The organism is Spinactinospora alkalitolerans (assembly GCF_013408795.1).
Lineage (GTDB): Bacteria > Actinomycetota > Actinomycetes > Streptosporangiales > Streptosporangiaceae > Spinactinospora > Spinactinospora alkalitolerans.
The window spans coordinates 1,137,668-1,158,429 of sequence record NZ_JACCCC010000001.1; the positions used below are offsets into that span (position 1 = coordinate 1,137,668).

General features: G+C 72.1%; 19 protein-coding genes. 6 read left to right on the plus strand and 13 right to left on the minus strand.

All coding sequences use genetic code 11. The features are described 5' to 3' along the window. The first annotated feature begins 113 nt into the window (after positions 1-113). Both HDA32_RS05275 and HDA32_RS05280 read left to right on the plus strand, forming a co-directional pair. On the plus strand, positions 114-1,415 hold the full coding sequence (locus HDA32_RS05275) for an aspartate aminotransferase family protein (RefSeq protein WP_179642123.1): 1,302 nt from the start codon (positions 114-116) through the stop codon (positions 1,413-1,415). A 72-nt stretch (positions 1,416-1,487) separates the two neighbouring features. After that, positions 1,488-2,987: a CoA-acylating methylmalonate-semialdehyde dehydrogenase gene (locus tag HDA32_RS05280; RefSeq protein ID WP_179642124.1), complete on the plus strand. Its 1,500-nt coding sequence runs from the start codon at positions 1,488-1,490 to the stop codon at positions 2,985-2,987. A gap of 278 nt (positions 2,988-3,265) precedes the next feature. On the opposite strand, the gene HDA32_RS05285 is transcribed toward HDA32_RS05280, so the two are convergent. The 3 genes from HDA32_RS05285 to gabT all read right to left on the minus strand — a co-directional run bounded on the left by HDA32_RS05285 (position 3,266) and on the right by gabT (position 6,002). After that, the gene (locus HDA32_RS05285) at positions 3,266-3,514 is read right to left on the minus strand and encodes a hypothetical protein (RefSeq protein ID WP_376767015.1); all 249 of its coding nucleotides are present in this window, start codon (positions 3,512-3,514) and stop codon (positions 3,266-3,268) included. Between the two features lie 217 nt (positions 3,515-3,731). Continuing rightward, positions 3,732-4,532 carry a carbon-nitrogen hydrolase family protein gene (locus HDA32_RS05290; RefSeq protein ID WP_179642125.1) on the minus strand — a complete coding sequence of 267 codons (801 nt, stop codon included), beginning with the start codon at positions 4,530-4,532 and terminating at the stop codon, positions 3,732-3,734. 111 nt (positions 4,533-4,643) lie between these two features. Further along, positions 4,644-6,002, minus strand: coding sequence for a 4-aminobutyrate--2-oxoglutarate transaminase (gene gabT / locus HDA32_RS05295; RefSeq protein ID WP_179642126.1), 1,359 nt, complete (start codon positions 6,000-6,002; stop codon positions 4,644-4,646). Positions 6,003-6,217: 215 nt separating this feature from the next. On the opposite strand from gabT, the gene HDA32_RS05300 reads away from it, so the two are divergent. Then, positions 6,218-7,678, plus strand: a complete 1,461-nt coding sequence (locus HDA32_RS05300) for a PucR family transcriptional regulator (RefSeq protein ID WP_179642127.1) — start codon at positions 6,218-6,220, stop codon at positions 7,676-7,678. Positions 7,679-7,934: 256 nt separating this feature from the next. After that, the gene (locus tag HDA32_RS05305) at positions 7,935-8,990 is read left to right on the plus strand and encodes a hypothetical protein (protein WP_179642128.1); all 1,056 of its coding nucleotides are present in this window, start codon (positions 7,935-7,937) and stop codon (positions 8,988-8,990) included. Between the two features lie 76 nt (positions 8,991-9,066). Here the strand turns inward: HDA32_RS05305 and HDA32_RS05310 are convergent, their stop codons facing one another. From HDA32_RS05310 to HDA32_RS05320, 3 genes are all read right to left on the minus strand, one after another. Continuing rightward, positions 9,067-9,660 carry a TIGR00645 family protein gene (locus tag HDA32_RS05310; RefSeq protein ID WP_179642129.1) on the minus strand — a complete coding sequence of 198 codons (594 nt, stop codon included), beginning with the start codon at positions 9,658-9,660 and terminating at the stop codon, positions 9,067-9,069. Positions 9,661-9,895: 235 nt separating this feature from the next. After that, positions 9,896-11,401 carry a PTS fructose transporter subunit IIC gene (locus HDA32_RS05315; protein WP_179642130.1) on the minus strand — a complete coding sequence of 502 codons (1,506 nt, stop codon included), beginning with the start codon at positions 11,399-11,401 and terminating at the stop codon, positions 9,896-9,898. Continuing rightward, positions 11,398-11,862 carry a PTS sugar transporter subunit IIA gene (locus tag HDA32_RS05320; RefSeq protein WP_179642131.1) on the minus strand — a complete coding sequence of 155 codons (465 nt, stop codon included), beginning with the start codon at positions 11,860-11,862 and terminating at the stop codon, positions 11,398-11,400. The genes HDA32_RS05315 and HDA32_RS05320 overlap by 4 nt, the downstream gene beginning before the upstream one ends. A gap of 385 nt (positions 11,863-12,247) precedes the next feature. Here HDA32_RS05320 and HDA32_RS05325 point away from each other — a divergent pair, with 385 nt between their 5' ends. Together HDA32_RS05325 and HDA32_RS05330 are read left to right on the plus strand one after the other, a co-directional pair. After that, positions 12,248-13,129: an Fpg/Nei family DNA glycosylase gene (locus HDA32_RS05325; RefSeq protein WP_179642132.1), complete on the plus strand. Its 882-nt coding sequence runs from the start codon at positions 12,248-12,250 to the stop codon at positions 13,127-13,129. A gap of 182 nt (positions 13,130-13,311) precedes the next feature. Continuing rightward, on the plus strand, positions 13,312-13,974 hold the full coding sequence (locus HDA32_RS05330; protein WP_179642133.1) for a YceI family protein: 663 nt from the start codon (positions 13,312-13,314) through the stop codon (positions 13,972-13,974). Positions 13,975-14,038: 64 nt separating this feature from the next. Here the strand turns inward: HDA32_RS05330 and HDA32_RS05335 are convergent, their stop codons facing one another. The 7 genes from HDA32_RS05335 to HDA32_RS05365 all read right to left on the minus strand — a co-directional run bounded on the left by HDA32_RS05335 (position 14,039) and on the right by HDA32_RS05365 (position 20,755). Further along, complete coding sequence (locus HDA32_RS05335; protein ID WP_179642134.1) at positions 14,039-14,569, minus strand: phospholipase; 531 nt, start codon at positions 14,567-14,569, stop codon at positions 14,039-14,041. 166 nt (positions 14,570-14,735) lie between these two features. Continuing rightward, positions 14,736-15,626 (minus strand): DUF72 domain-containing protein, encoded by an 891-nt coding sequence (locus HDA32_RS05340; RefSeq protein WP_179642135.1) that lies wholly within the window; start codon positions 15,624-15,626, stop codon positions 14,736-14,738. Between the two features lie 30 nt (positions 15,627-15,656). Then, the gene (locus HDA32_RS05345; RefSeq protein WP_179642136.1) at positions 15,657-16,235 is read right to left on the minus strand and encodes an LURP-one-related family protein; all 579 of its coding nucleotides are present in this window, start codon (positions 16,233-16,235) and stop codon (positions 15,657-15,659) included. A 176-nt stretch (positions 16,236-16,411) separates the two neighbouring features. After that, a complete protein-coding gene (locus tag HDA32_RS05350) occupies positions 16,412-17,812 on the minus strand; it encodes an MmgE/PrpD family protein (protein ID WP_179642137.1) in 1,401 nt (466 codons plus the stop codon). Further along, positions 17,809-18,621 carry a cyclase family protein gene (locus HDA32_RS05355; protein WP_179642138.1) on the minus strand — a complete coding sequence of 271 codons (813 nt, stop codon included), beginning with the start codon at positions 18,619-18,621 and terminating at the stop codon, positions 17,809-17,811. The genes HDA32_RS05350 and HDA32_RS05355 overlap by 4 nt, the downstream gene beginning before the upstream one ends. Continuing rightward, positions 18,618-19,493, minus strand: coding sequence for an HpcH/HpaI aldolase/citrate lyase family protein (locus HDA32_RS05360; RefSeq protein ID WP_179642139.1), 876 nt, complete (start codon positions 19,491-19,493; stop codon positions 18,618-18,620). Before HDA32_RS05360 ends, HDA32_RS05355 begins: the two co-directional genes overlap by 4 nt. Continuing rightward, positions 19,490-20,755 carry a CaiB/BaiF CoA transferase family protein gene (locus HDA32_RS05365; RefSeq protein WP_179642140.1) on the minus strand — a complete coding sequence of 422 codons (1,266 nt, stop codon included), beginning with the start codon at positions 20,753-20,755 and terminating at the stop codon, positions 19,490-19,492. Before HDA32_RS05365 ends, HDA32_RS05360 begins: the two co-directional genes overlap by 4 nt. Positions 20,756-20,762 lie beyond the last annotated feature (7 nt).

Below are 20,762 nucleotides of genomic sequence, written 5' to 3' on the forward strand. Positions count from 1 at the left end.
CCGGTCGTCCGTTACAGCATGTACGGTCCCGCCTGACAGGATGTCAATACAGCCATGACGAAATCGACAGCCTGTCGCTGGCGGACTCCCCGCTCGGCGATGAGACTGAAGGCATGTCCGATCTGCTTGCTCGCCATCGCGCCGTCATGCCCTCGTGGCTGGCCCTGTACTACGACGCGCCCATCGAGATCGTCAGTGGCAAGGGAAACCGGGTCACCGACGCCGAGGGCCGCACCTACCTGGACTTCTTCGCCGGCATCGTCACCAACATGCTCGGCTACGACGTGGCCGAGGTCCGCGAGGCCGTGGAGCGCCAGATCGCCCGCGGCGTGGTCCACACCTCGACCCTCTACCTTCTGCGCGGCCAGGTGGAACTCGCCGAGAAGATCGCGCGGCTCTCCGGGATCCCCGATGCCAAGGTGTTCTTCACCAACTCCGGAACCGAGGCCAACGAGACCGCGCTGCTGCTGGCCACCTGCGCCCGCGGCTCCGACCAGGTGCTGGCCATGCGCAACAGCTACCACGGCCGCTCCTACGGGACGATCGCCATCACGGGCAACAAGGGCTGGAAGAACTCGGCCCTGTCCCCGCTCAACGTGCACTACCTGCACGGCACCGACCGCGACCGGCCGGCGTTTCGCGGCATGTCCGACACCGCCTACATCGAGGCGTGCGTGGCCGACCTGCGTGACGTGCTCGCCACCGCGACCGCCCCCGACGTCGCCTGCCTGATCGCCGAGCCGGTGCAGGGCGTCGGCGGCTTCGCCATGGCGCCGGACGGGCTGTTCGCCGCCTACAAGGAGGTTCTCGACGAGCACGGCATCCTGTTCGTCTCCGACGAGGTCCAGACCGGCTGGGGACGCACCGGTTCCAGCTTCTGGGGCATCGGCGACCACGGGGTGACCCCGGACGCCATGACCTTCGCGAAGGGCCTGGGCAACGGGTTCGCCATCGGCGGCGTCGTGGCCCGCGGCGACCTGATGGACGGGCTCACCGCCAACGGCGTCGCTACCTTCGGCGGCAACCCGGTCTCCACGGCGGCGGCCAACGCCACTCTCGACTACGTCCTCGACCACGACCTGCAGTCCAACGCGGCCCGGCTCGGCCCGATCCTGCTGGAGGGCCTGCGCCCCCTCGCGGACTCGCTGCCCGCGGTCGGCGCCGTGCGCGGCAAGGGGTTGATGTTCGCCGTGGACATGGTCGACCCCGGAACCGGAGCGCCCGCCCCCGCGCTGGCCGCTGCGGTCCTTGAAGGGACCCGGCGGCGCGGACTGCTCGTCGGGAAGGGCGGGCTGCACGGCAGCGTGCTGCGTATGGCCCCGCCGCTGACCCTCGGCGAGGAGGAGGCCCGCGAGGGCCTGGCGATCCTCGTCGAGGCGATCACCGAGGTGAACGCGGCCGCCGAGCAGCACTGAAGCCGGCCGACCACAAGGCCGCACAGCAGACCATGGCCGCCACCAGCAGAAACCAGGAAAGGGCCGTATTCCATGGACAAGCACGTGACCCATTGGATCGGGGGCAAGCCCCACGCGGGCGCCGCCGACCGCCGCGGTGACATCTACAATCCGGCCACCGGCCAGGTCACCGGCACGGTCGACTTCGCCGGTGCCGCCGAGGTCGACGCGGCGGTGGCCGCGGCCAGGGCGGCCTTCCCCGCCTGGCGGGACACCTCGCTGTCCAAGCGCACCGCGGTCCTGTTCGCGTTCCGCGAGCTGATGCACCGGCACAGCGACGAGCTGGCCCGCATCATCAGCGCCGAGCACGGCAAGGTCGTCTCCGACGCGGCCGGCGAGGTCGCCAGGGGCCTGGAGGTCGTGGAGTTCGCCTGCGGCATCCCGCACCTGCTCAAGGGCGGTTACTCCGAGAACGTCTCGACCAGGGTCGACGCCTACTCGATCCTGCAGCCTCTCGGGGTCGTCACCGCCGTGTCGCCGTTCAACTTCCCGGCCATGGTGCCGATGTGGATGTTCCCGGTCGCGATCGCGTGCGGCAACACCTTCGTGCTCAAGCCGAGCGAGAAGGACCCCTCCGCGGCGGTCCGCATCGCCGAGCTGTGGGCCGAGGCGGGGCTGCCCGACGGCGTGTTCAACGTGGTCCACGGCGACAAGGCCGCGGTCGACGCGCTGCTGGAGCACGAGGACGTCAAGGCGGTCAGCTTCGTCGGCTCCACCCCGATCGCGCAGTACATCTACGAGACCGCCGCCAGGAACGGCAAGCGGGTCCAGGCGCTCGGCGGCGCCAAGAACCACATGGTGGTGCTGCCCGACGCCGACCTCGACCTCGCGGCCGACGCCGCGGTGTCGGCGGGCTTCGGCTCCGCGGGGGAGCGCTGCATGGCGATCTCCGCGATCGTCGCCGTGGAGCCCGTCGCCGACGTGCTGGTGGACAAGATCAAGGAGCGGGTCGCCCGGCTGCGCGTCGGTCCCGGCGATGACGAGCGCAGCGAGATGGGGCCGCTGGTCACCGGCGCGCACCGGGACAAGGTGGCGTCCTACCTGGAGTCGGGCGTCCGCGACGGCGCGACGCTGGCCGTCGACGGCCGGATCCACCCGGTGATCGGCGGCTCCTCTGACGGCTTCTGGCTCGGTCCGTCCCTGCTGGACCACGTGACCCCGGAGATGAGCTGCTACCGTGACGAGATCTTCGGCCCGGTGCTGTCGGTGCTCCGGGTGAGCGGCTACGGTGAGGCCCTGGAGGTCGTCAACGGCAGCCCCTACGGCAACGGCACCGCGATCTTCACCAACGACGGCGGGGCCGCGCGCCGGTTCCAGAACGAGGTCGAGGTGGGCATGGTCGGCGTCAACGTGCCGATCCCGGTGCCGATGGCCTACTACTCCTTCGGCGGCTGGAAGAAGTCGCTGTTCGGGGACTCCCACGCGCACGGCACCGAAGGCGTGCACTTCTACACCCGGACCAAGGCCGTCACCGCCCGCTGGCTCGACCCGAGCCACGGCGGCGTCAACCTCGGCTTCCCGACCAACGGGTAGCGCGGACGAGACGAGCGGGGGATGAGGCGCAGGTGAACGGCCCCTGATATTTCAGGAGAGTTGGCATACCTAAGGTCGTGCGGTCGCTACACGGAGTATTGTGTTAACTGGTTCGTCCGTCCGGCGGCTCCATTCGCCGAGGCCGGTGGGTCGCACACGGACATACCAGGACGGCGCGCTCATTCCCCTCCTCCCCCCACGGAAGCGGGCGCGCTACAAGGAGCGCTCCGGGTCCTCTCTCCCCCCAGACCCGGAGCGCTCCGCTCCACCGTTCCCCCTCAGTGGGCGGCGAGCGCGTGCTCCAGCGCACGCGCGTTGTGGGCCATCACGAATCCCGCGCATTCGGCGCACCCGTAGACCCCGGTGCCATCGGGCAGTTCGCCCAGCGGCCGGCGCGGCCGCGGCCATTTCGCGTGGCAGACTGCGCAGGCATCCCCCATGACCTGCGCTGTGGTGAGTGACCCCGGATCGAAGACGTAGGTGTCCTCGGCTGTACTCGCGGTGGATGTGCCAGGACCGCACATCATGCTCAGACCGCTCAACGTCCCTGCTCCCCCCGTGGTTTAGGACAGTCTGGCGGGCCAATAGTTATCGGCTCTTTATTGAATCAGAAACGGTGCTACACCGGAATAGCTCAGGCCGATTTTTGTCACTCCGAGCTTACCAACAATGACTCTACGTAGCGAGAAGGTGAATATGTCCAGTTCGCCTTTCGCGTACTGAGCTCTATGTCCGTTATGTCGGTTAACTCTTAGGGGTCACCGTGAAGCGGCGCAGCTCCAGTGCCGGGTTTTTGGACCGGACCTCCGCGACGCGCCTTCCCGAGACCTCGCCGACGGCGACGCCCACCTGTTCCCCCAGCGAAGTGACCACAACCCCCATGGGGTCCACCAGCATGCTGTTGCCCGACCCCGTCGGCGCGCTCTGCCCGGCCGCCGCGACGTAGACGGTGTTCTCGATGGCGCGGGCGCGCACCAGCGTGCGCCAGTGGTCCTCCTTCAGCGGGCCGGGCACCCACTCGGCCGGCAGCAGCACGACATCGGCCCCCGCGTCCGCGATCCGCCGGGTGACCTCGGGGAAGCGCAGGTCATAGCAGGTCTGCATGCCGAACGTGACGTCGTCGACGCTGAACGTCTGCGGGTCGGTGATCTCGCCGGCCCGCACCACCTCGGACTCGGTGAACCCGAACGCGTCGTAGAGGTGCAGCTTGCGGTAGAGCGCCGCGATCCCTCCGTCGGGCCCCGCGGCCACGAGGGTGTTGGAGAAGCGGGTGTCCTCGGCCAGCGCCTCGTTCACGCCGGCGACCACGTGCATCCCGAACCGCTCGGCGATCTCGGCCAGGCCCGTGACGAACGCGCCGTCCAGGGGCTCGGCGGCCTCGACGAAGCGCCGATCGGTGCGCGGCGCGGTGAACATCGCGTACTCGGGCAGCACCGCCACGCGCGCGCCCCGCCGCGCGGCCTCGCCCACGAGTTCGTCCGCCGCGGCCAGGTTCTCCCGCTTGTCCTCGCCCGGAGCGAACTGAACGACCGCCACGTGCACCATGGAATCCTCCTCCTCGGGTCCGCCCGCGACCGCTGGTCACCTCTATCGTCGCAAACAACGGCGCGTGCCCGCGCCCCGGAGCGGGACGCGGGCACGCGGGCGAGGGGCGGCTCACAGCCGGGCGAACGCCTCCTCGATGACGGAGAGCCCCTCGTCGAGGAGGTCGTCGCCGATGACCAGCGGCGGCAGCATCCGGATCACGTTGCCGTAGGTGCCGGCGGTCAGCAGGACGAGGCCCTGGGAGTGGCAGTGCGCGACGACGCGGGCCAGCGCCTCGGGGTTGGGGGTCGTGTCGCCGGCGCCCTTGACCAGCTCGATGGCGACCATGGCGCCGCGGCCGCGGACGTCGCCGATGATGTCGTGCTTGGCGGCCAGCGCGTGCAGCCGGCCCAGCATCGTCTCGCCGACGGCGCGGGCGCGCTCGACGAGCCCGCCGGACTCGATGGCCTCCAGCGAGGCCAGTGCCGCGGCGCATGCGGCCGGGTTGCCGCCGTAGGTGCCGCCCAGGCCGCCGCCGTGCACGGCGTCCATCAGCTCGGCGCGGCCGGTGACCGCGGCCAGCGGCAGACCGCCGGCGATGCCCTTGGCGGTGGTGATCAGGTCGGGGACGATGCCCTCGTGCTCGCAGGCGAACATGTCGCCGGTGCGGGCGAAGCCGGTCTGCACCTCGTCGGCGATGAAGACGATGCCGTTGGCGCGGCAGAACTCCACGACGGCGGGCAGGAAGCCCGGGCCCGGCTCGATGAAGCCGCCCTCGCCCTGGATCGGCTCGATCAGCACCGCGGCCACGTTCTCCGGGCCGACCTGCTTGGTGATCTGGTCGATGACCTGGCGCGCGGCCTCGGGGCCGCAGTTGTCGGCGCCGGTCGCCCAGCGGAACGGGTAGGCCATCGGCATCCGGTAGACCTCGCCGGCGAACGGCCCGAATCCGTGCTTGTAGGGCATGTTCTTGGCGGTCAGCGCCATGGTGAGGTTGGTGCGGCCGTGATAGGCGTGGTCGAAGACGACGACGGACTGGCGGCCGGTCGCGCTGCGGGCGATCTTGACCGCGTTCTCCACCGCCTCCGCGCCGGAGTTGAGGAGGATGGAGCGCTTCTCGTGGTCGCCCGGCGTGACGCGGTTGAGCGCCTCGCAGACCTCGACGTAGGACTCGTAGGGGTTGACCATGAAGCAGGTGTGGGTGAACCGCGCCAACTGCTCCTGGGCCCTCTCCACCACGCGCGGGTCGGCGTTGCCGACGTTGGTCACCGCGATGCCGGCGCCGAAGTCGATGAGGGCGTTGCCGTCGATGTCCTCGACGATGCCGCCGCCTGCGCGCTCGACGTAGACCGGCAGGTTGCTGCCCACGCCCTGGGCGACGGCCTTGAGGCGGCGCTCCTGCAGCGCGCGCGACTTCGGGCCGGGGATCTCGGTGACGATCCGGCGCTCCTGAGCGATCTCGGTGCCGGTTCCGTCGGCGGTGCTGGCCATGGCCTGTCCTCCCTACGTCGGTCAGGTCCCGCGGACGCGTGCTGACCTGGTGATCGGCCTCGACCCTACGCCGGGGGCGGGTGGGCGCTCATCTCCATGATGGATAAGATCATGGGGACGAATTGGCCATTCTGGCCGGGTTTTCGGGGGGTGCCGCGCAGGACCCGGTCGGCGGTTCCCGGAACCGGCCCCGCTGCTTTTTCGAGGAGCCCGCCGTGCCGCCCACCCTCGGCGCGATCCTGCGCACCCCCCGCCTCCGGTTGCGGCTGCTCACCGGCTGGGACGCGCTCGACCGCCGGGTGCGCTGGGTCGCCGTCAGCGAACTCACCGATCCGACGCCCTACCTGGAGGGCGGGGAGCTGGTGCTGACCACCGGCGTCCGGTGGCAGGACGGGGCCGAGGCCGCGCACGACTACGTGCGCCGCCTCGTCGCCCGCGACGTCGCCGGCCTCGGGTTCGGCAGCGGCGTCAGCCATGACGAGGTGCCGGCCGACCTGGTCGACGCGGCGGCCGAACTGGGCCTGCCGCTGATCGAGGTGCCGGGTCCCACCCCGTTCATCGCCATCGGCAAGGAGGTCTCGCGCCTGCTGGCCAAGGCGGAGTACGAGGGGCTGACCAGGGCCTTCGCCGCGCAGCGGCAGCTCACCCAGGCCTCGCTGCACGGCGCCGAGGCCGTGGTCGACCGGCTCGGCGGCGAGCTCGGCGGCTGGGTCCTGCTTCTGGCGCCCGACGGAGCCCTGCGCCACGCGTTCCCCGCCGGGGCCGGACCCAGGGCCGCGGCGCTGACGGAGGAGGTGCGGCGGCTGCGCGGCTCCCGGCACCGGGCGAGCGCGTCGGTGTCGAGCGCGGGGGAGAGCGTCGCGCTGCAGCCGCTGGGCGTGGGCGGCCGGGTCTGCGGCTTCCTCGCCGTCGGGGGCGGCCGCCGCCTGGGGCCCGACGAGCGGACCCTGGTCAACGCGGCGATCTCGCTGCTGTCGCTGGAACTGGAGCGCTCGGTCCCGGCGCGCGGCGAGGGCGTGCGGGGCGGCCTGCTGGAGGCGCTGCTGGCCGGCGCGGTCGCACTGGACTCGCCGTCCGTTGCGCGGCTGCTCGCCGCGCTGCCGCCGGAGCCCGTGGTGCTGGCTGCGGCCGAGGGCGGCGGAGCGGCCGCGGTGCCGGGCGACCCCGCGGTGGACGGCTTCCTCACCGCCGAACTGGACGGCCGCCCGGTGGTCCTGGGCAGTGCGAGCGCCGACCCCGGTGCGGCCCTGGCCGGGATCACCGGGGGACCGGTGGGCGCCGCCGACCCGGCCGGCTACGCCGATCTGCCGACGGCCCGCGCTCAAGCCGAGCGCGCCCTCGACGCCGCGCGCCGCGACGGCGCGGCGCTCGTCCGGCACCGCGATCTGCCCGGCGGCTTCCTCGGCCTGGTCGACACTCCGTCGGGCGCCCGGCTCGCAGGGGAACTGCTCGCGCCGCTGCTCGCACACCGCTCGGCCGAGGACCTCGTGGCGTCCCTGCGCGGCTACCTCGCCGCGGCCGGGCGCTGGGACGCCGCGGCCGAGTCGCTCGGGATCCACCGGCACACCCTGCGCTACCGGATCACCCGGATCCGCGAGCTGCTGCCCGGCGACCTCGACGACCCCGACTACCGCGCCGAGCTGTGGCTGGCGCTGCGGACGCTGCAGAAGGACTGACCTCGACGACCGGGTTCGCGCAGGGGCCGGCTTCCGCGGTGCGCGCAGCGTCGGCGGCACAGCGGATCCGGGCCCCGGGATTCCCGTCTCGCCCCGCGAAGCAGCGGCCAAGCCCGATGGGACGCAGGGGGCCACTCCGGTCGATCCAGGCTCTGACCTGCGAAATCTTACCTGTGAGTAGGTGTGGCTTCGGGAGTTAACTGCGGGTTAGCCTGATTTTGCGGTGATATGGGGATGGGGTCACCCGGGGGGTCACATGGGGTCTGCACTGCGCTCTGTGCTGGTGGTGGCGATGGCCGCGCTCGTGCTGACGGGAGGTGCGTTTCCAGGAGGGGCCGGCGCGGCCTCGGCCGACGAGCTCGCCACGATCAGCGGCGACGCAGCCGTCGAGGCCGTGCGCGACGCCGGTGCGGCCGCGCAGCGCGGCGAGCCCTACGTGCATCCCGCGGTGGGCGAGGCCTTCGCGGTCGACGCCGACGCCGTCGATCGGGAGTTCGGCGACCTGAGCGAGGTCCGCGTCGCGGTGCTCCCCGATGTCCGGATCCATCCCCGGACCATCGCCGAGGCGCTGCTCGAACCGGTGGGCGACGAGGGCGTCGCGGTCGTCTACCTGTGGCGGGGCACGGGATTCCGGCTGCACCTGGAATCGGGAAGCGAGGGCCCCGACGCCGACACCGTGATGAACGTGCTGCACGGTCCCGCCGGCCCCGACGAGCTCATCCAGCGCATCGACGCCCTGGCCGCACTCATCAACGGCGGTGTGATCTCCGGCGCCGCCGAGGCGCTGGCCACGCGGCCGCTGCACGTGGCACCCGGCCTCAGCACCGACATCGACCGTGCTGAGATGACCCGACTGACCAGGGCCTTCGGTCACCTGCCGCAACCGGTGCGGGTGGCGGTGCTGCCCGCGGCCGCCGCGGAGTACGAGCACGAGTTCGGGCGCTCCGGCATCGGCAGCATCGCCGAACTCGTGCGGGGCGAGCGCGACGTGCCGGTCATCGTCTACACGGTCAGCGCCGACGGGCGGATCGCCGCCGCCGTCACCAGCGAGAGCAGGGCCGACGACAGCGGGCAGCGGATCGCCCTCACCGACGCCGCGGGCTCCGCCCGCGATCCCCTCAGCGCCCACACCACGTTGACCAACCTGCTGGTCGAGCTCGGTGACGACTCGCTGATCGACGCGGCGGCCGCCCGCATCGGCGACTCGCCGTGGTACTTCGCCCCGCTGGGCGTGCTGGTGGTGGTCGGCGTCCTCATCGTGCTGCCGGGGTGGCGGCGCCCCGATCGGGACGATTCTCCCCAGGGCACGTGAAGCGGCCGGCGCCGATGGAACCCTCGCCGATCCCGACCTTGTCGGGCCTGAACCGGCGGGTCTGACCCCGGCAGGGTCAAGCTCGATGGTAGCGGGCATCGACGGAATCGTGCGCCATCGCCTCGGCCCTGGCTTTGATCGATGGGGACAGGATGCGGTCGATCAGGGCGAGGGCCAGGGCGGAGACCACGAAGGCCAGGTGGATGATGGTCTGCCACATCATGGCCTCCGACTCGATCCGGGCGGCGTCGATGAACGTCTTGAGCAGGTGGATCGAGGAGATGCCGATGATCGCCATGGCCAGTTTGACCTTGAGGATGTTGGCGTTGACGTGGTTCAGCCATTCGGGCTGATCGGGATGGCCCTTGAGGTTGATCCGCGACACGAAGGTCTCGTAACCGCCGACGATCACCATGATCAGCAGATTCGCGATCATCACGACGTCGACCAGGCCGAGGACGATCAACATGACATCGGTCTCGTCCAGGTGGCCCATCGTGGTCTCGGTGACCAGATGCCACAGTTCGATCATGAACAGCCAGACGTAGGCCGCCTGGGCCACGATCAGGCCCAGGTACAGCGGGACCTGCAGCCAGCGGCTGAGAAACATGATGTAGCCGAGCGTGAGCGTGCGGCTCCACTCTTCCTGCGGTTTGGGAACCTCGGTCATCGGTGGCGCTTTTCTTCCAAATCGGGGGTCATGGGGGTACAGGCCCCATAACTGTACGGGTGCGCGGCGACCAACGTGGGCGGCCCCGTCGGTCGGCGCGCGTCCCCCCTGCGCGTACCTCCCCGCGTGTCCCGGCGCACGACCTCGCCGGGACACGATCGCGCCGGGTCCCGGCGAGGTCGTGGACGCTCGGCCCGTGGTCCGCTGCGGCGGGGCCCTCCCGCGGGCCGGGCGGTCAGGCCGCGGCGGAGGCCGCGGGTTCGGCGGCGGTCGGCACGGCCTCGGTGCGGCGGCCGATGCCCTTGACCGCGCACACCGCCAGGCAGGTGATCGCCGTGCCGATCACGATCGCGAGCAGGAACAGCAGCGGGTTGCCGATCAGCGGCGTCACCCAGATGCCGCCGTGCGGCGCGCGCAGCGTGACTCCGAACGCCGCCACCAGCCCGCCGGTGGCAGCGGACCCCGCCATCAGCGCCGGAATGACCCGCAGCGGATCGGCCGCGGCGAACGGGATCGCGCCCTCGGTGATGAAGGAGGCGCCGAGGATCCAGGCCGCCTTGCCGTTCTGCTGCTCGGCCTGGGTGAACAGGCGCTTGCGCACGACCGTGGCCAGCGCCAGGCCCAGCGGCGGAGTCATGCCGGCCGCCATCGCCGCGGCCATGACCGTGAACTCCACCGCGTTCCCGTCGGCCGAGGCTCCGGCCGTGGCCAGCCCGGCGGTGGCGAAGGTGTAGGCGGCCTTGTTGACCGGACCGCCCATGTCGACGGCCATCATCAAGCCGATGATCGCGCCGAGCAGGACCAGGCTGCTGCCCGACAGCGATCCCAGCCAGCCGCTCAGCCCGTCCATGAGCGCCTTCAGCGGCTTGCCCAGGACCAGGAACATCGTCAGGCCGGTGACGAAGGACGCGACCAGTGGCGTCACCACGACCGGCATGATCCCGCGCACCGCCGGGGGAACCGGCGTCCGGGTCAGGCCCAGGGCGACGAATCCGGCGATGAAGCCGGCGACCAGGCCGCCGAGGAAGCCGGCGCCGACCGTCAGCGACACCGCGCCGCCCAGGAACCCGGGCGCCAGACCGGGCCGGTCGGCGATCGCGAAGGCGATGAACCCGGCGAGCACCGGCACCAGGAAGCCGAACACGGCTCCGCCGGTGAGGAACAGCAGTGCGCCCCAACTGTAGGCCGACGTGGCGTCGAACTCGTCGATGACCGCGGTGGGCTCGACGCTCGCGATCTCGTAGCCGCCGACCATGAAGCCCAGGGCGATCAGGATGCCGCCGGCCGCGACGAACGGGATCATGTAGGAGACGCCGGTCATCAGCCACTGGCGGACGCGGGTGCCGGTTCCGCCGCCCGAGGTGACCTTGGTCGCGGGCGCGGGTGCCGCGCCGCCTGCGGGGGCCGCCGGCGCGGTCGCGGGCTCGGCCGCTCCCCGTGCGGCCGCCTCGGTCGCCGCGGTGAGCACGGCCGCGGCGTCGCTGATCGGGGCCTTGACACCGACGTCCACGAACGGCTTGCCGGCGAACCGCTCCTTGTCGCGGACCTCCAGGTCCGCGGCGTAGATCACGGCGTCGGCCGCGGCGATGACTCCGGGGTCCAGCGGCTGGGAACCCGCCGCGCCCTGCGTCTCGACGTGCATCTCATGGCCTTCGGCCCCGGCGGCCTGCTCCAGGGCCTCGGCGGCCATGTAGGTGTGTGCGATTCCGGTGGGGCATGAGGTGATCGCCACGAATTTCACGGCACGGCCACCTCTCGGTTCACGATGTCGGCGACGGTGCGGGCGTCGGGGGCGTCGACCAGCGAATCGCGGAATTCCGCGTGGATGAGCCTGCGGGCGAGTGCGGCGAGGATCTTCATGTGGTCGGCGTTCCCGGCCTCGGGGGCGGCGATGAGGAAGATCAGTCGTGCGGTGCCATCGGGGCCCTGGTAGTCCACCCCGCCGGGGGCGATGCCCACGGCGAGGCTGGGCGTGCGGACGTGCGCGGAGCGCGCGTGCGGCAGACCGACCCGGCCGGGCATGCCGGTGGGCGTCTGCGCCTCGCGGGCGCGCACGTCGGAGAGGAAGCCGTCGAGGTCGGTGACCCGGTCCGCCTTGTGCAGCGGCGTCGCCAGTTGCCGCGCGGCGTCGTCGCGGTCGGCCGCGGACAGGTCGGTGAGCACGAACTCGGCGGTGATCAGGGGAAGATGCGGATCGCTCACTGGCAGTGCTCCTTATCGCTTCGGATCGCGGACGCCGCCGGGTGCGGCGCGCTCGCATGGTGGTCGTGCACGGAGCCGCGAACCGCGTGCGCGGACTCCGGCGGAAGAAGGCGGCCGGGGCCTCGGTGTCCCGCCGTGCGGGAACCAGGGTGGAGGACGGTGCCGTTCTTCGCGCATAACCGATCCGAGATGCCCGTTTGCTTGTTGATTTATATCTGAATACTTCTGTTTCTGTTGGGTGTCAAGGGTGTTGCTCGGTCGCGCGGGAGAATCGGCACGTCGGGCCCTTCGCATCGGGGGTGCTCCGGCGCGGATAGAGTGCGAGCGCGAGACGGCCGGGGACCGCCCCCGGCGCGATCGAGGAGCGACGCGAAGGGGAGCGCCGGTGCCCGAAGGCCATACGCTGCATCGGCTGGCGGCCCACTTCGGCGCGGCCTACGCCGGCCGCAGGCTCCGCGTGACGAGCCCCCAGGGCCGCTTCGCCGAGGGCGCGCGCCGGTTGGACGGCCGCACGCTGACCGAGGCCGACGCGCACGGCAAGCAGTTGTTCCTGGGATTCGACTCCGGGAGCTGGCTCCGGGTCCACCTGGGGCTGTACGGCGCGTGGACGTTCGGCGACGCCTCGGGCGAGCGGAGCCTCGGCGCGCCGCGGGTGCGGTCGGGGAGCGAGCGCGAACTGGACCTCGACGAGGACGGCTTCGTCGTGCCGCCGCCGCCCGCGGGCGCCGTGCGGGTCCGCCTCGTCAGCGCCGAGGGCTGGGCCGACCTGCGCGGGCCGTCGGCCTGCGAGGTCGTGACCGAGGACGGCAAGGACGCCGCCAGGGCCCGGCTCGGCCCCGACCCGCTGCGCGCCGACGCCGACCCGGAACGGGCGTGGGCGGTGGTCAGCAGGTCCAGGAGCACGGTCGCCGCGCTGCTGATGCGCCAGGACGTCATCGCGGGCGTCGGCAACATCTACCGGGCGGAGTCGCTGTTTCGCGCGGGGATCGGGCCGCACCGCGCCGGACGCGACCTCACCAGGGCGGAGTGGCGCATGCTGTGGGCCGATCTGGCCGCGATGCTCCGGGACGGCGTGCGCGACGGCCGGATCGTCACCACCCGGCCCGAGCACCGCCCCGATCCGGACCTGCGGCCGGTCCCGCGCTCGGACTCCTTCTACGTCTCCTACCGGACCGGTGAGCCGTGCCGCCTCTGCGGCGCCGGGGTGCGCGCGGAGGAGCTCGCCGGGCGGACCCTGTACTGGTGCCCGAAATGTCAGTCACGGTAGCCATGCGCAGATGAACCGGTAGTGAGAGCTACGCTCCGATTTCGGATCCTTATCTGTTTCGTGAACCCCTGTGTTGAAAAAGGAGAGTTCGCCGAATCCCGTTCATGTTTGTGGTTACGGTTACCCATGAGTTTCATGCGCTGATCGGACGCAGCCGGATGCGACCACAGAGGGGGAGCGGGATGGACGGCAACGGAGGAGGCGACGGCCGCCTGCGCGTCGCGGGCGAGGGGGACCGGTCGTCGGCGCTGCCGGAGGCCGACACCTGGTACATCGATCCGGTGCACTCGACCATCGGCTTCACAGCGGGCATGCAGGAGCTGGTCCGCATCCGCGGCCGGTTCGGCAAGGTCTCGGGCGTGGTCTGGGTCGGGGAGAAGGTGGAGGAGAGCTCGGCCAACGTCACGATCGAGACCGCGAGCATCGACACCGGCATCCAGCGCCGCGACAACCACCTGAGATCGCCGGAATTCCTGGACGTCGAGCGCCACCCGACGATGAACTGGCACGGCTACCGCACCGAGCCGACGGCCGACCGCGGCGTCTGGGTCTTCCACGGGGACCTGACGGTGAAGGGCGTGAAGGTCTACACGCCGCTGACCGGGCGCTTCCTCGGCCAGCGCCCCTACCCCTTCGGTGACGCCGTGCTGGCGAGCTTCACCGGTTCGGCCAGGCTGGACCGCTTCGACTTCGGCCTCGACGCCATGCCGCCCGTCCCGGGCGCCAAGCTCTTCATCGGCCGGGGCGTCGACGTCCACCTGGACGTGGCGATGATCAACAGCGACATCCGGTTCTTCACCAAGCGCTTCCTGTCCGACCGGCGCGTGCCCGGCGACGAGCTGTAGGACCCGTGGGACCGGGGCGAGCGGGCCGCGCGGCCCCTCAAGGCCGCACGGCCCGCTCGGCGGCTCAGCCGGCCCGGCGCTGGGCGACGTAGGCCTCGGCCCGGTCCTGGGCGTCGGCCCTGCTCAGTGCCTCGGCGGTGCTGGCACTGGAGGCGCCGAACCGGCGAACCGCGCTGTAGTAGATGTTGGCCACTCCGCGGCAGAGGGAATCGCCGCCGCAGACGGAGTACATGTCGTCGCGGAAGTTGTCGTCGATCCGCAGCCGGGTGGTCTCGTTGAAGCGGACCTGCAGCTTGTAGTTGCGGTAGCCGAAGTCGTGCCGGTGGCAGCTGCTCGTGAAGGAGTAGCCGATCGGCTCGTCGGGCGACCACGAGCAGGCGTCGGAGCTCCAGTCGAGCTGGTCGGCGTGCGGCTGCTGGGCGCGGGTGGCGGAGAAGTCGGCCAGCGAGATGTCGTACAGGTAGCCGTCGGTGACGGCGCGCAGCTCCTGCGGCGGCAGGGACGCGTGGGCGGCGCCGGCCCCGAGCAGGGTGAGCAGACCGGCCGCGAGAACGCTGATCAGCGCCTGGACGAAGCGTCGAGCGGGGAGACGCATGCGGGGGATCCCTTCGGCTCAAGCGGATGTGACCCTTGAGTAATAGGTGAGGTGCGCTGCGTCACGGAAGGGGGGACCGCGAAACACATGGGAACGAATCGGTTACCGCGTGGACAGGCCGAGGCGTCCTTCCCGTCAGGAGTGAGACGCGGAGGACCCGGTGCCGCTACCCGGCCTCGCCGAGCAGTTCGGTGAGTCGCGCGGCGTTGCGCTGGGCGTAGTCGCGCAGGCAGTTGTTCATCAGGACGTGCGTGCTGTCGGCCTCCGCTGCGAGGTGGCGCAGCCGCGGCACCCACTCCCGCAGCTCGGCGTCGCTGTAGCGGTAGCCGAAGCGCGCGCGCTTGTCACCGCTCTCCCAGTGCCGGGAGCGCCCGTGGAAGCGCACCACGGCCAGGTCCGACGTCACCGCCGCCACGGGCGGGACGGAGCTCGCGTGGCCCTGCGGCATGTCCACGCACACGTAGGGGAGGTCGTGGTCGACGAGGAAGCGCAGGGTCTCCTCGCGGTTCTCCTCGTTCATCCAGGTGGAGTTGCGGAACTCCACGCACACCCGCACGGGCGCGCAGCGGTCCCGGCAGTCCAGGATGTGGCGCCGGTTCTCCTCGCCGATGGGGAACCACTGCGGGAACTGCAGCAGGACCGCTCCCAGCTTCCCGGAGCGCCGCAGCGGGCGCAGGGCCGAGAGGAAGCGGTCCCACATGTCGTCGACCAGTGTCGGGTCGGCGTCGCGCAGGTAGAGGTTGCCCCGCTTGTTCGCCGTCTCGTTCGCCCGTGCCCGCAGCTCCACCGGTAGCGCCGAAGGGCGGGTCGGGTGGTGCGTGAACAGGGAGAACGCCTTGATGTTGAACGTGAAGTCGTCGGGCGTGCGCTCCACCCACAACTGCGCCGTCCGCTCCGAGGGCGGGTGGTAGTAGGTGGCGTCCACCTCGACGACCGGGAAGCGGGAGGCGTAGTACCCCAGCCGCTGCGCCGGCGTCGTGGCGTCGTCCGGATACCATCCGGACTCCACCAGGGAACTGTCCGTCCACGACGCCGTACCGATGAGGATGTCGCCCATGGCGGCAGGACTACCCCGTCGCCGGCCGGATCAACGTCCCTGGAGGGCGTCGAGGGCGACGGCCATGGCGATGACGAGGCGGCGGTCGATGTGCGGGTCGGGGATCAGCACCGTGTAGCGGTCGCGCAGCCCCCACTTCTTCTCGACCGAGAACGCGGGCCGGCCGTTGACCGCGAAGTCGAAGTGGTAGGGCAGCCAGGACAGGGAGTCCACGAACCGGCGCAGGATCGCCACCGTGGGGTTGCGCTCCTGGCCGACCGCGGCCCCGAACCCCGGCTGCTCCAGGTGCCACGTGGAGCGCAGGAGCGACTGCTTGAAGTCCTTGCGGAACAGGCCGATCGGCTGCCCTGAGGGGTCGGTGATGTCGTAGGTCGCCCCGAGGTCCATGACCCCGCGCGCCTTGAACCCCAGCACGGGGAACTGCTTGGTGTCGTCGGTGTAGAGGGTGACCTGCTCCTTGAAGGCCATCCGCTTCTGCTGGGCGAACGCGAGGAGCTCGCCCTCTTCGCCGTCGGGCAGGCCCGCGCGCACCTCGTACTGGTTGACCGTCATGCGCACGCGCTGGCGCACGATCAGTTGCTGCAGGCCTTGGATCTGCTGAATGTTCATGTCCCGTCCGGGGGGTCGTCGTTGATCGTGACCGCGACAGCTTGGCACGGAATGCGGAGGTGTGGGAGTCCTCCAGGTGAAATATCCGTGCTGCGCGGATTCTCCGGCGCGCGAGGACCGCACCGGACCCGTGCGGCCCGATCCGGCTCGATGCGGCGGGGAGTCCTCCAACGATCTCAGGCGCTCCGGCGCAGAGCCGAGGTCAGCGTGTCCGGCGACGCTGCCTCGGGCAGCGCCCGCACCAGGGCGACCAGGGCGTCGGCGTCTTCGGTCCGGCGGGCGGCGTTGAGCCGGAACTTGGTCGCCAGTTCGTCGGTCGACAGGGGGTTGTCCGGGCCGCCGCGGTTGGCCGGGACCCGCACCCGCGCGCGCGTTCCGTCGTGCAGCGTCGCGGTGAGGACCGCGGGGAACTGGCGGGGGAAGATCGCGTCGCACTCGGCGTCGGGCACGCAGCGGACCTTGGCCGCGAGGGCCAGGCGGGCCGGGTCGGCCGCTGCGGCGTCGGTGAAGTCCTCGTGGAACAGCCCCAGCCCGCCGCCGCCGAGCAGCGCGGCGGCGACGGTGTAGGGGCCGCTGAACGCCGCGTGGTAGCCCGAGCGCGGGCGGGCCTTCTCCTGCGCGGGCTCGCCGATGGTGCGCAGCACCGCCGCCGGCACGCCCAGTTCCAGGTCGGCGATCTCCTCCACCGGGAGCCCGTCGGCGCGCAGCCGCAGCGCCGCGTCGACGCCGGCGTGGGTGAAGTGGTTGCAGGGGTAGGGCTTGACGAAGATCCCGGGCAGCTCCCAGTCGGTGGTGAACCCCTCGACGACGTCGCGCGCGCGGCTCGCGTCGCCGCAGAAGGCCTCCAGGAAGCCGAACCGGCCCTCGACGACGGTGGGCGGGCCGGTCAGGCCGTGCCGGGCGAGATCGGCGGCCGCCACGCCGGAATGCGCGGCCCAGCCGCAGTGCAGCCGCTTGATGGTGCCGCCGGTGCGGTTGGCCTCGATGATGCCGGACCCCATGCTGGCGGCGATGCCGGCCGCGTGCGCCACTCCGGCCGCGTCCAGCCCTTGGAGCAGGGCCGATGCCATGGCCGATCCCACGGCGCCGCAGATGGCGGTGGCGTGCAGGCCGCGCTCGAAGAAGATCGAATTGCCCAGCTCCTCGTCGTAGCCGGCCATGCCCAGGCGGACCGCCAGTTCGATGCCCAGGCCCGCGGCGTCCAGGAGCTGGGCGCCGGAGCGGCCGTGCGCCTCGGCGGTGGCCAGCGCGGCCGGGATGACGGAGGCCGAGGGGTGCAGGACCGACGGCAGGTGGGTGTCGTCGAAGTCCAGCGCGTGCGCGAGCGTGCCGTTGACCAGCGCGGCCGACGCGGCGGGGAAGCGCTCCCCTGTGGACAGCGCGGTCGATGCGGGTCGGCCGCCCCATTCGGCGGCCACCGCGCCCGCGATGCGGGCCGGCTCCTCGCCGGCCGCGGCCAGGCAGTTGCCCAGGAGGTCCAGGACCCGGCGGGCGACGTCGTCGCGCAGGTCGTCGGGCAGGCCCTTGGTGTGGGCCGCGGCGGCCAGCTCGGCGGCCTCGGTGATCACGCCGCTCATGCGCCCACCACCGCGAGGGGGCGCACGGGCGACCCGGTGCCGCCGATGATCTTCAGGGGGCTCATGACGAACACGAACTCCCCCACCGACTCGCGCGACAGGTCCTCCAGCGCCATGTGCTCGATGATGTGGATGCCGTTCTCCACCAGCAGCACCCGGTGCACCGGCAGGACGCTGTGCCCCTTGCCCGCGGGGATCTGCTCGAAGGCGGTGGTGTCGGCGCCCGCCGCGGCGATCCGGCGCTCGGCGAGCCAGTGCGCGGCCTCCTCGGTCACGCCGGGCACCCCGTCGGCCTGGCCGAGGTAGGCCTCGGCGTCGTCGAAGCGGACGGCCCAGCCGGTGCGGACGAGGGCGACGTCGCCGGGTCCGGGTTCGGCGCCGCCGCGCTCCGCGGCCTTCTCCAGGTCGGCCGCTGTCACGCCGTAGCCCGGCTCCAGGCAGGCCGTGCCGTGCGCCGCGGCGACGTCGAGCAGGACGCCGCGCCGGACCAGCGGCTCCATCCGGTCGATGCCGTGCTCGGTGAAGCGGCCGTTGACCGTGGTCTCCGCGGCGTCGAGGCCGCCGTGCAGGCATCCCTCGTGCGACACGTGCGCGAGCGCGTCGACGTGCGTGCCGACGTGGCCGCCGGTGATGATCAGCTCGTTGGCGGCCGATCCGCCGTCGGGACGCACCATGTCGCCGTGCCGGCGGATCAGGGTCATCCGGAAGCCGGGGTGGTTCGGCGAGGACGGCATGCCGGTGAACAGCGGCTGGGCGAGGTCGATCGTGCGGACTCCGCCGCGGACCGCTGCCAGGAGTGCGTCTGTCATGGGGTGTTTCCCTCGTGCTCGGAGACGGTGGCGGGATCGAAGGCGACGACGGCCCGGGCGGCCTGCACCACGGCCGGGTCGACGAACCTGCCGTCGGCGGTCAGGAAGGCGCCGGAGCCCCGGGCACCGGCCGCCTCCAGCCCGGCCAGCAGTTCGGCGGCCTCGGCGCGTTCGCGCTCGTTGGGCGTGTAGGCGGCGTGCACCGCCGGCACCTGCCTGGGGTGGATGACGGAGCGGCCGAAGAAGCCCATGGCCCGGCCGCGTTCGCTGGAGGCGCGCAGGCCCTCCTCGTCGGCGACGTCGGTGTACACGCTCTGCACCGGGCCGGGCAGACCCGCCGCGCGCGCGGCGGTGACCACCCTGGAGCGCGCCCAGTCCAGTCCGGCGTCGGCGGTGACGCGCAGGCTCGCGCGCAGGTCGGCCTCGCCCAGCGAGACGCCGGCGACCCAGGGGTGCGCCGTGGCGATCTCGTGGGCGCGCTCCACTCCCAGCGCGCTTTCCAGCAGGACGTGCAGCGCCACGGGCGCGGCCGCGTCGGCCAGCGCCTCGGCCGCCTCGCGGACCTGCTCCGCCGACTCCACCTTCGGCAGCCGCACCCCGGCCACGGGGGAGCGCGCCAGCGCGCGCAGATCGGCCCTGCCCCACGGGCCCGCGAGGTCGTTGACCCGCACGTGGAAGGGGCGCTCGGCCCCCTCGGCCAGTTCCAGCGCCGCCGCGCGCGCCGACTCCTTGGCCGCGGCGGGCACCGCGTCCTCCAGGTCGACCACGACCGCCTCGGCCGCGCCGCCGAGGGCCTTGGCGACGCGGTCGGGCCGGGTGGCCGGGACGTAGAGCCAACTGCGCGGGGGGCGCCCGGCGGTGGAGGCGCTCATGCCGGTCCCCCCGCTTCCCCCGTCCCCTTGGTGATCCGCTCGATCGCGTCGGGTTCGACGCCGAACCGGGCGAGGACCTCCGCGGTGTCGGCGCCCAGCGCCGGTCCGGTGCTGGTGATCGCCCCGGGGGTCTCCGAGAGCCGGAAGAGCACGTTCTGCATCCTCATCGGACCGAGCTCGGGGTCGTCGACGGTGGTGATGGTGTCCAGGGCCCGGAACTGCGGGTCGTCGAGCACGTCGCGGACGTCGTAGATCGGCGCGACCGCGGCCTGGGCCTCCTCGAACGCGGCGACCACCTCGGCGCGGTCGCGCTCGGCGATCCAGGCGCCGACCGCCTCGTCCAGCTCGTCGGCGTGCCGGGCGCGCTCGGCACCGGAGGCGAACCAGGGCTCTTCGATCAGGTCGGGCCGCCCCACCAGCCGCATCACCCGCTCGGCGATGCTCTGGGCGCTGGTGGAGACGGCCACCCAGCCGCCGTCGGCGGTGCGGTAGGTGTTGCGGGGCGCGTTGTTGGACGAGCGGTTGCCCTGGCGCTGCTGGAGGGCGCCGAGCTGGTCGTAGACGGTGGGCTGGGGGCCCAGGACGGTGAGGATCGGTTCGGTGATGGCCAGGTCGACCACCTGGCCGCGCCCGGTGTGCTCGCGGGCGTGCACCGCGGTCATGACCGCATAGGCCGTGGTGAGCGCGGCGATGCCGTCGGCGAGGCCGAAGGGCGGCAGGGTCGGCGGTCCGTCGGGTTCGCCGGTGATGGCGGCGAACCCGCTCATCGCCTCGGCCAGCGTGCCGAAGCCCGGCCGCTTGGCGTAGGGCCCGAACTGGCCGAAACCGGTGACCCTGGCCAGGATGAGCCGCGGGTTGATCTCGGAGAGCACGTCGTAGCCCAGCCCCCAGCGCTCCAGCGTGCCGGGCCGGAAGTTCTCGATCACCACGTCGGCCTCTGCGACCATCCGCTTGAACGCCGCCTGCCCCTCCTGCGAGCCGAGGTAGAGGCCGACCGCCTTCTTGTTGCGGCTGAGCATCTTCCACCACAGGCCGACCCCGTCCTTGGCCGCGCCGTGCGTGCGCACCGGGTCGCCTTTGGCGGGATGCTCGACCTTGATCACCTCGGCGCCGAAATCGCCGAGCATGGTGGCCGCCATCGGGCCGGCGAACAGGGTGGCGATGTCCAGCACCACGAGATCGCGCAGCGCCTGCGCCGTGGCCGCCGGCGATGCCGCCTCGTGCGGGGAGGAGGCCCCGGGGCCCGTGTCGGGACTGTGCACCAGGTTG

What these genes read in the sequence shown, in the direction of transcription:
- HDA32_RS05275 (WP_179642123.1), top strand. Translation starts at nt 114, where the DNA reads ATGTCCGATCTGCTTGCTCGCCATCGCGCCGTCATGCCCTCGTGGCTG.
- HDA32_RS05280 (WP_179642124.1), top strand. Translation starts at nt 1,488, where the DNA reads ATGGACAAGCACGTGACCCATTGGATCGGGGGCAAGCCCCACGCGGGC.
- HDA32_RS05285 (WP_376767015.1), bottom strand. Translation starts at nt 3,514, where the DNA reads ATGATGTGCGGTCCTGGCACATCCACCGCGAGTACAGCCGAGGACACC.
- HDA32_RS05290 (WP_179642125.1), bottom strand. Translation starts at nt 4,532, where the DNA reads ATGGTGCACGTGGCGGTCGTTCAGTTCGCTCCGGGCGAGGACAAGCGG.
- gabT (WP_179642126.1), bottom strand. Translation starts at nt 6,002, where the DNA reads ATGGCCAGCACCGCCGACGGAACCGGCACCGAGATCGCTCAGGAGCGC.
- HDA32_RS05305 (WP_179642128.1), top strand. Translation starts at nt 7,935, where the DNA reads ATGGGGTCTGCACTGCGCTCTGTGCTGGTGGTGGCGATGGCCGCGCTC.
- HDA32_RS05310 (WP_179642129.1), bottom strand. Translation starts at nt 9,660, where the DNA reads ATGACCGAGGTTCCCAAACCGCAGGAAGAGTGGAGCCGCACGCTCACG.
- HDA32_RS05330 (WP_179642133.1), top strand. Translation starts at nt 13,312, where the DNA reads ATGGACGGCAACGGAGGAGGCGACGGCCGCCTGCGCGTCGCGGGCGAG.
- HDA32_RS05335 (WP_179642134.1), bottom strand. Translation starts at nt 14,569, where the DNA reads ATGCGTCTCCCCGCTCGACGCTTCGTCCAGGCGCTGATCAGCGTTCTC.
- HDA32_RS05340 (WP_179642135.1), bottom strand. Translation starts at nt 15,626, where the DNA reads ATGGGCGACATCCTCATCGGTACGGCGTCGTGGACGGACAGTTCCCTG.
- HDA32_RS05345 (WP_179642136.1), bottom strand. Translation starts at nt 16,235, where the DNA reads ATGAACATTCAGCAGATCCAAGGCCTGCAGCAACTGATCGTGCGCCAG.
- HDA32_RS05350 (WP_179642137.1), bottom strand. Translation starts at nt 17,812, where the DNA reads ATGAGCGGCGTGATCACCGAGGCCGCCGAGCTGGCCGCCGCGGCCCAC.
- HDA32_RS05355 (WP_179642138.1), bottom strand. Translation starts at nt 18,621, where the DNA reads ATGACAGACGCACTCCTGGCAGCGGTCCGCGGCGGAGTCCGCACGATC.
- HDA32_RS05360 (WP_179642139.1), bottom strand. Translation starts at nt 19,493, where the DNA reads ATGAGCGCCTCCACCGCCGGGCGCCCCCCGCGCAGTTGGCTCTACGTC.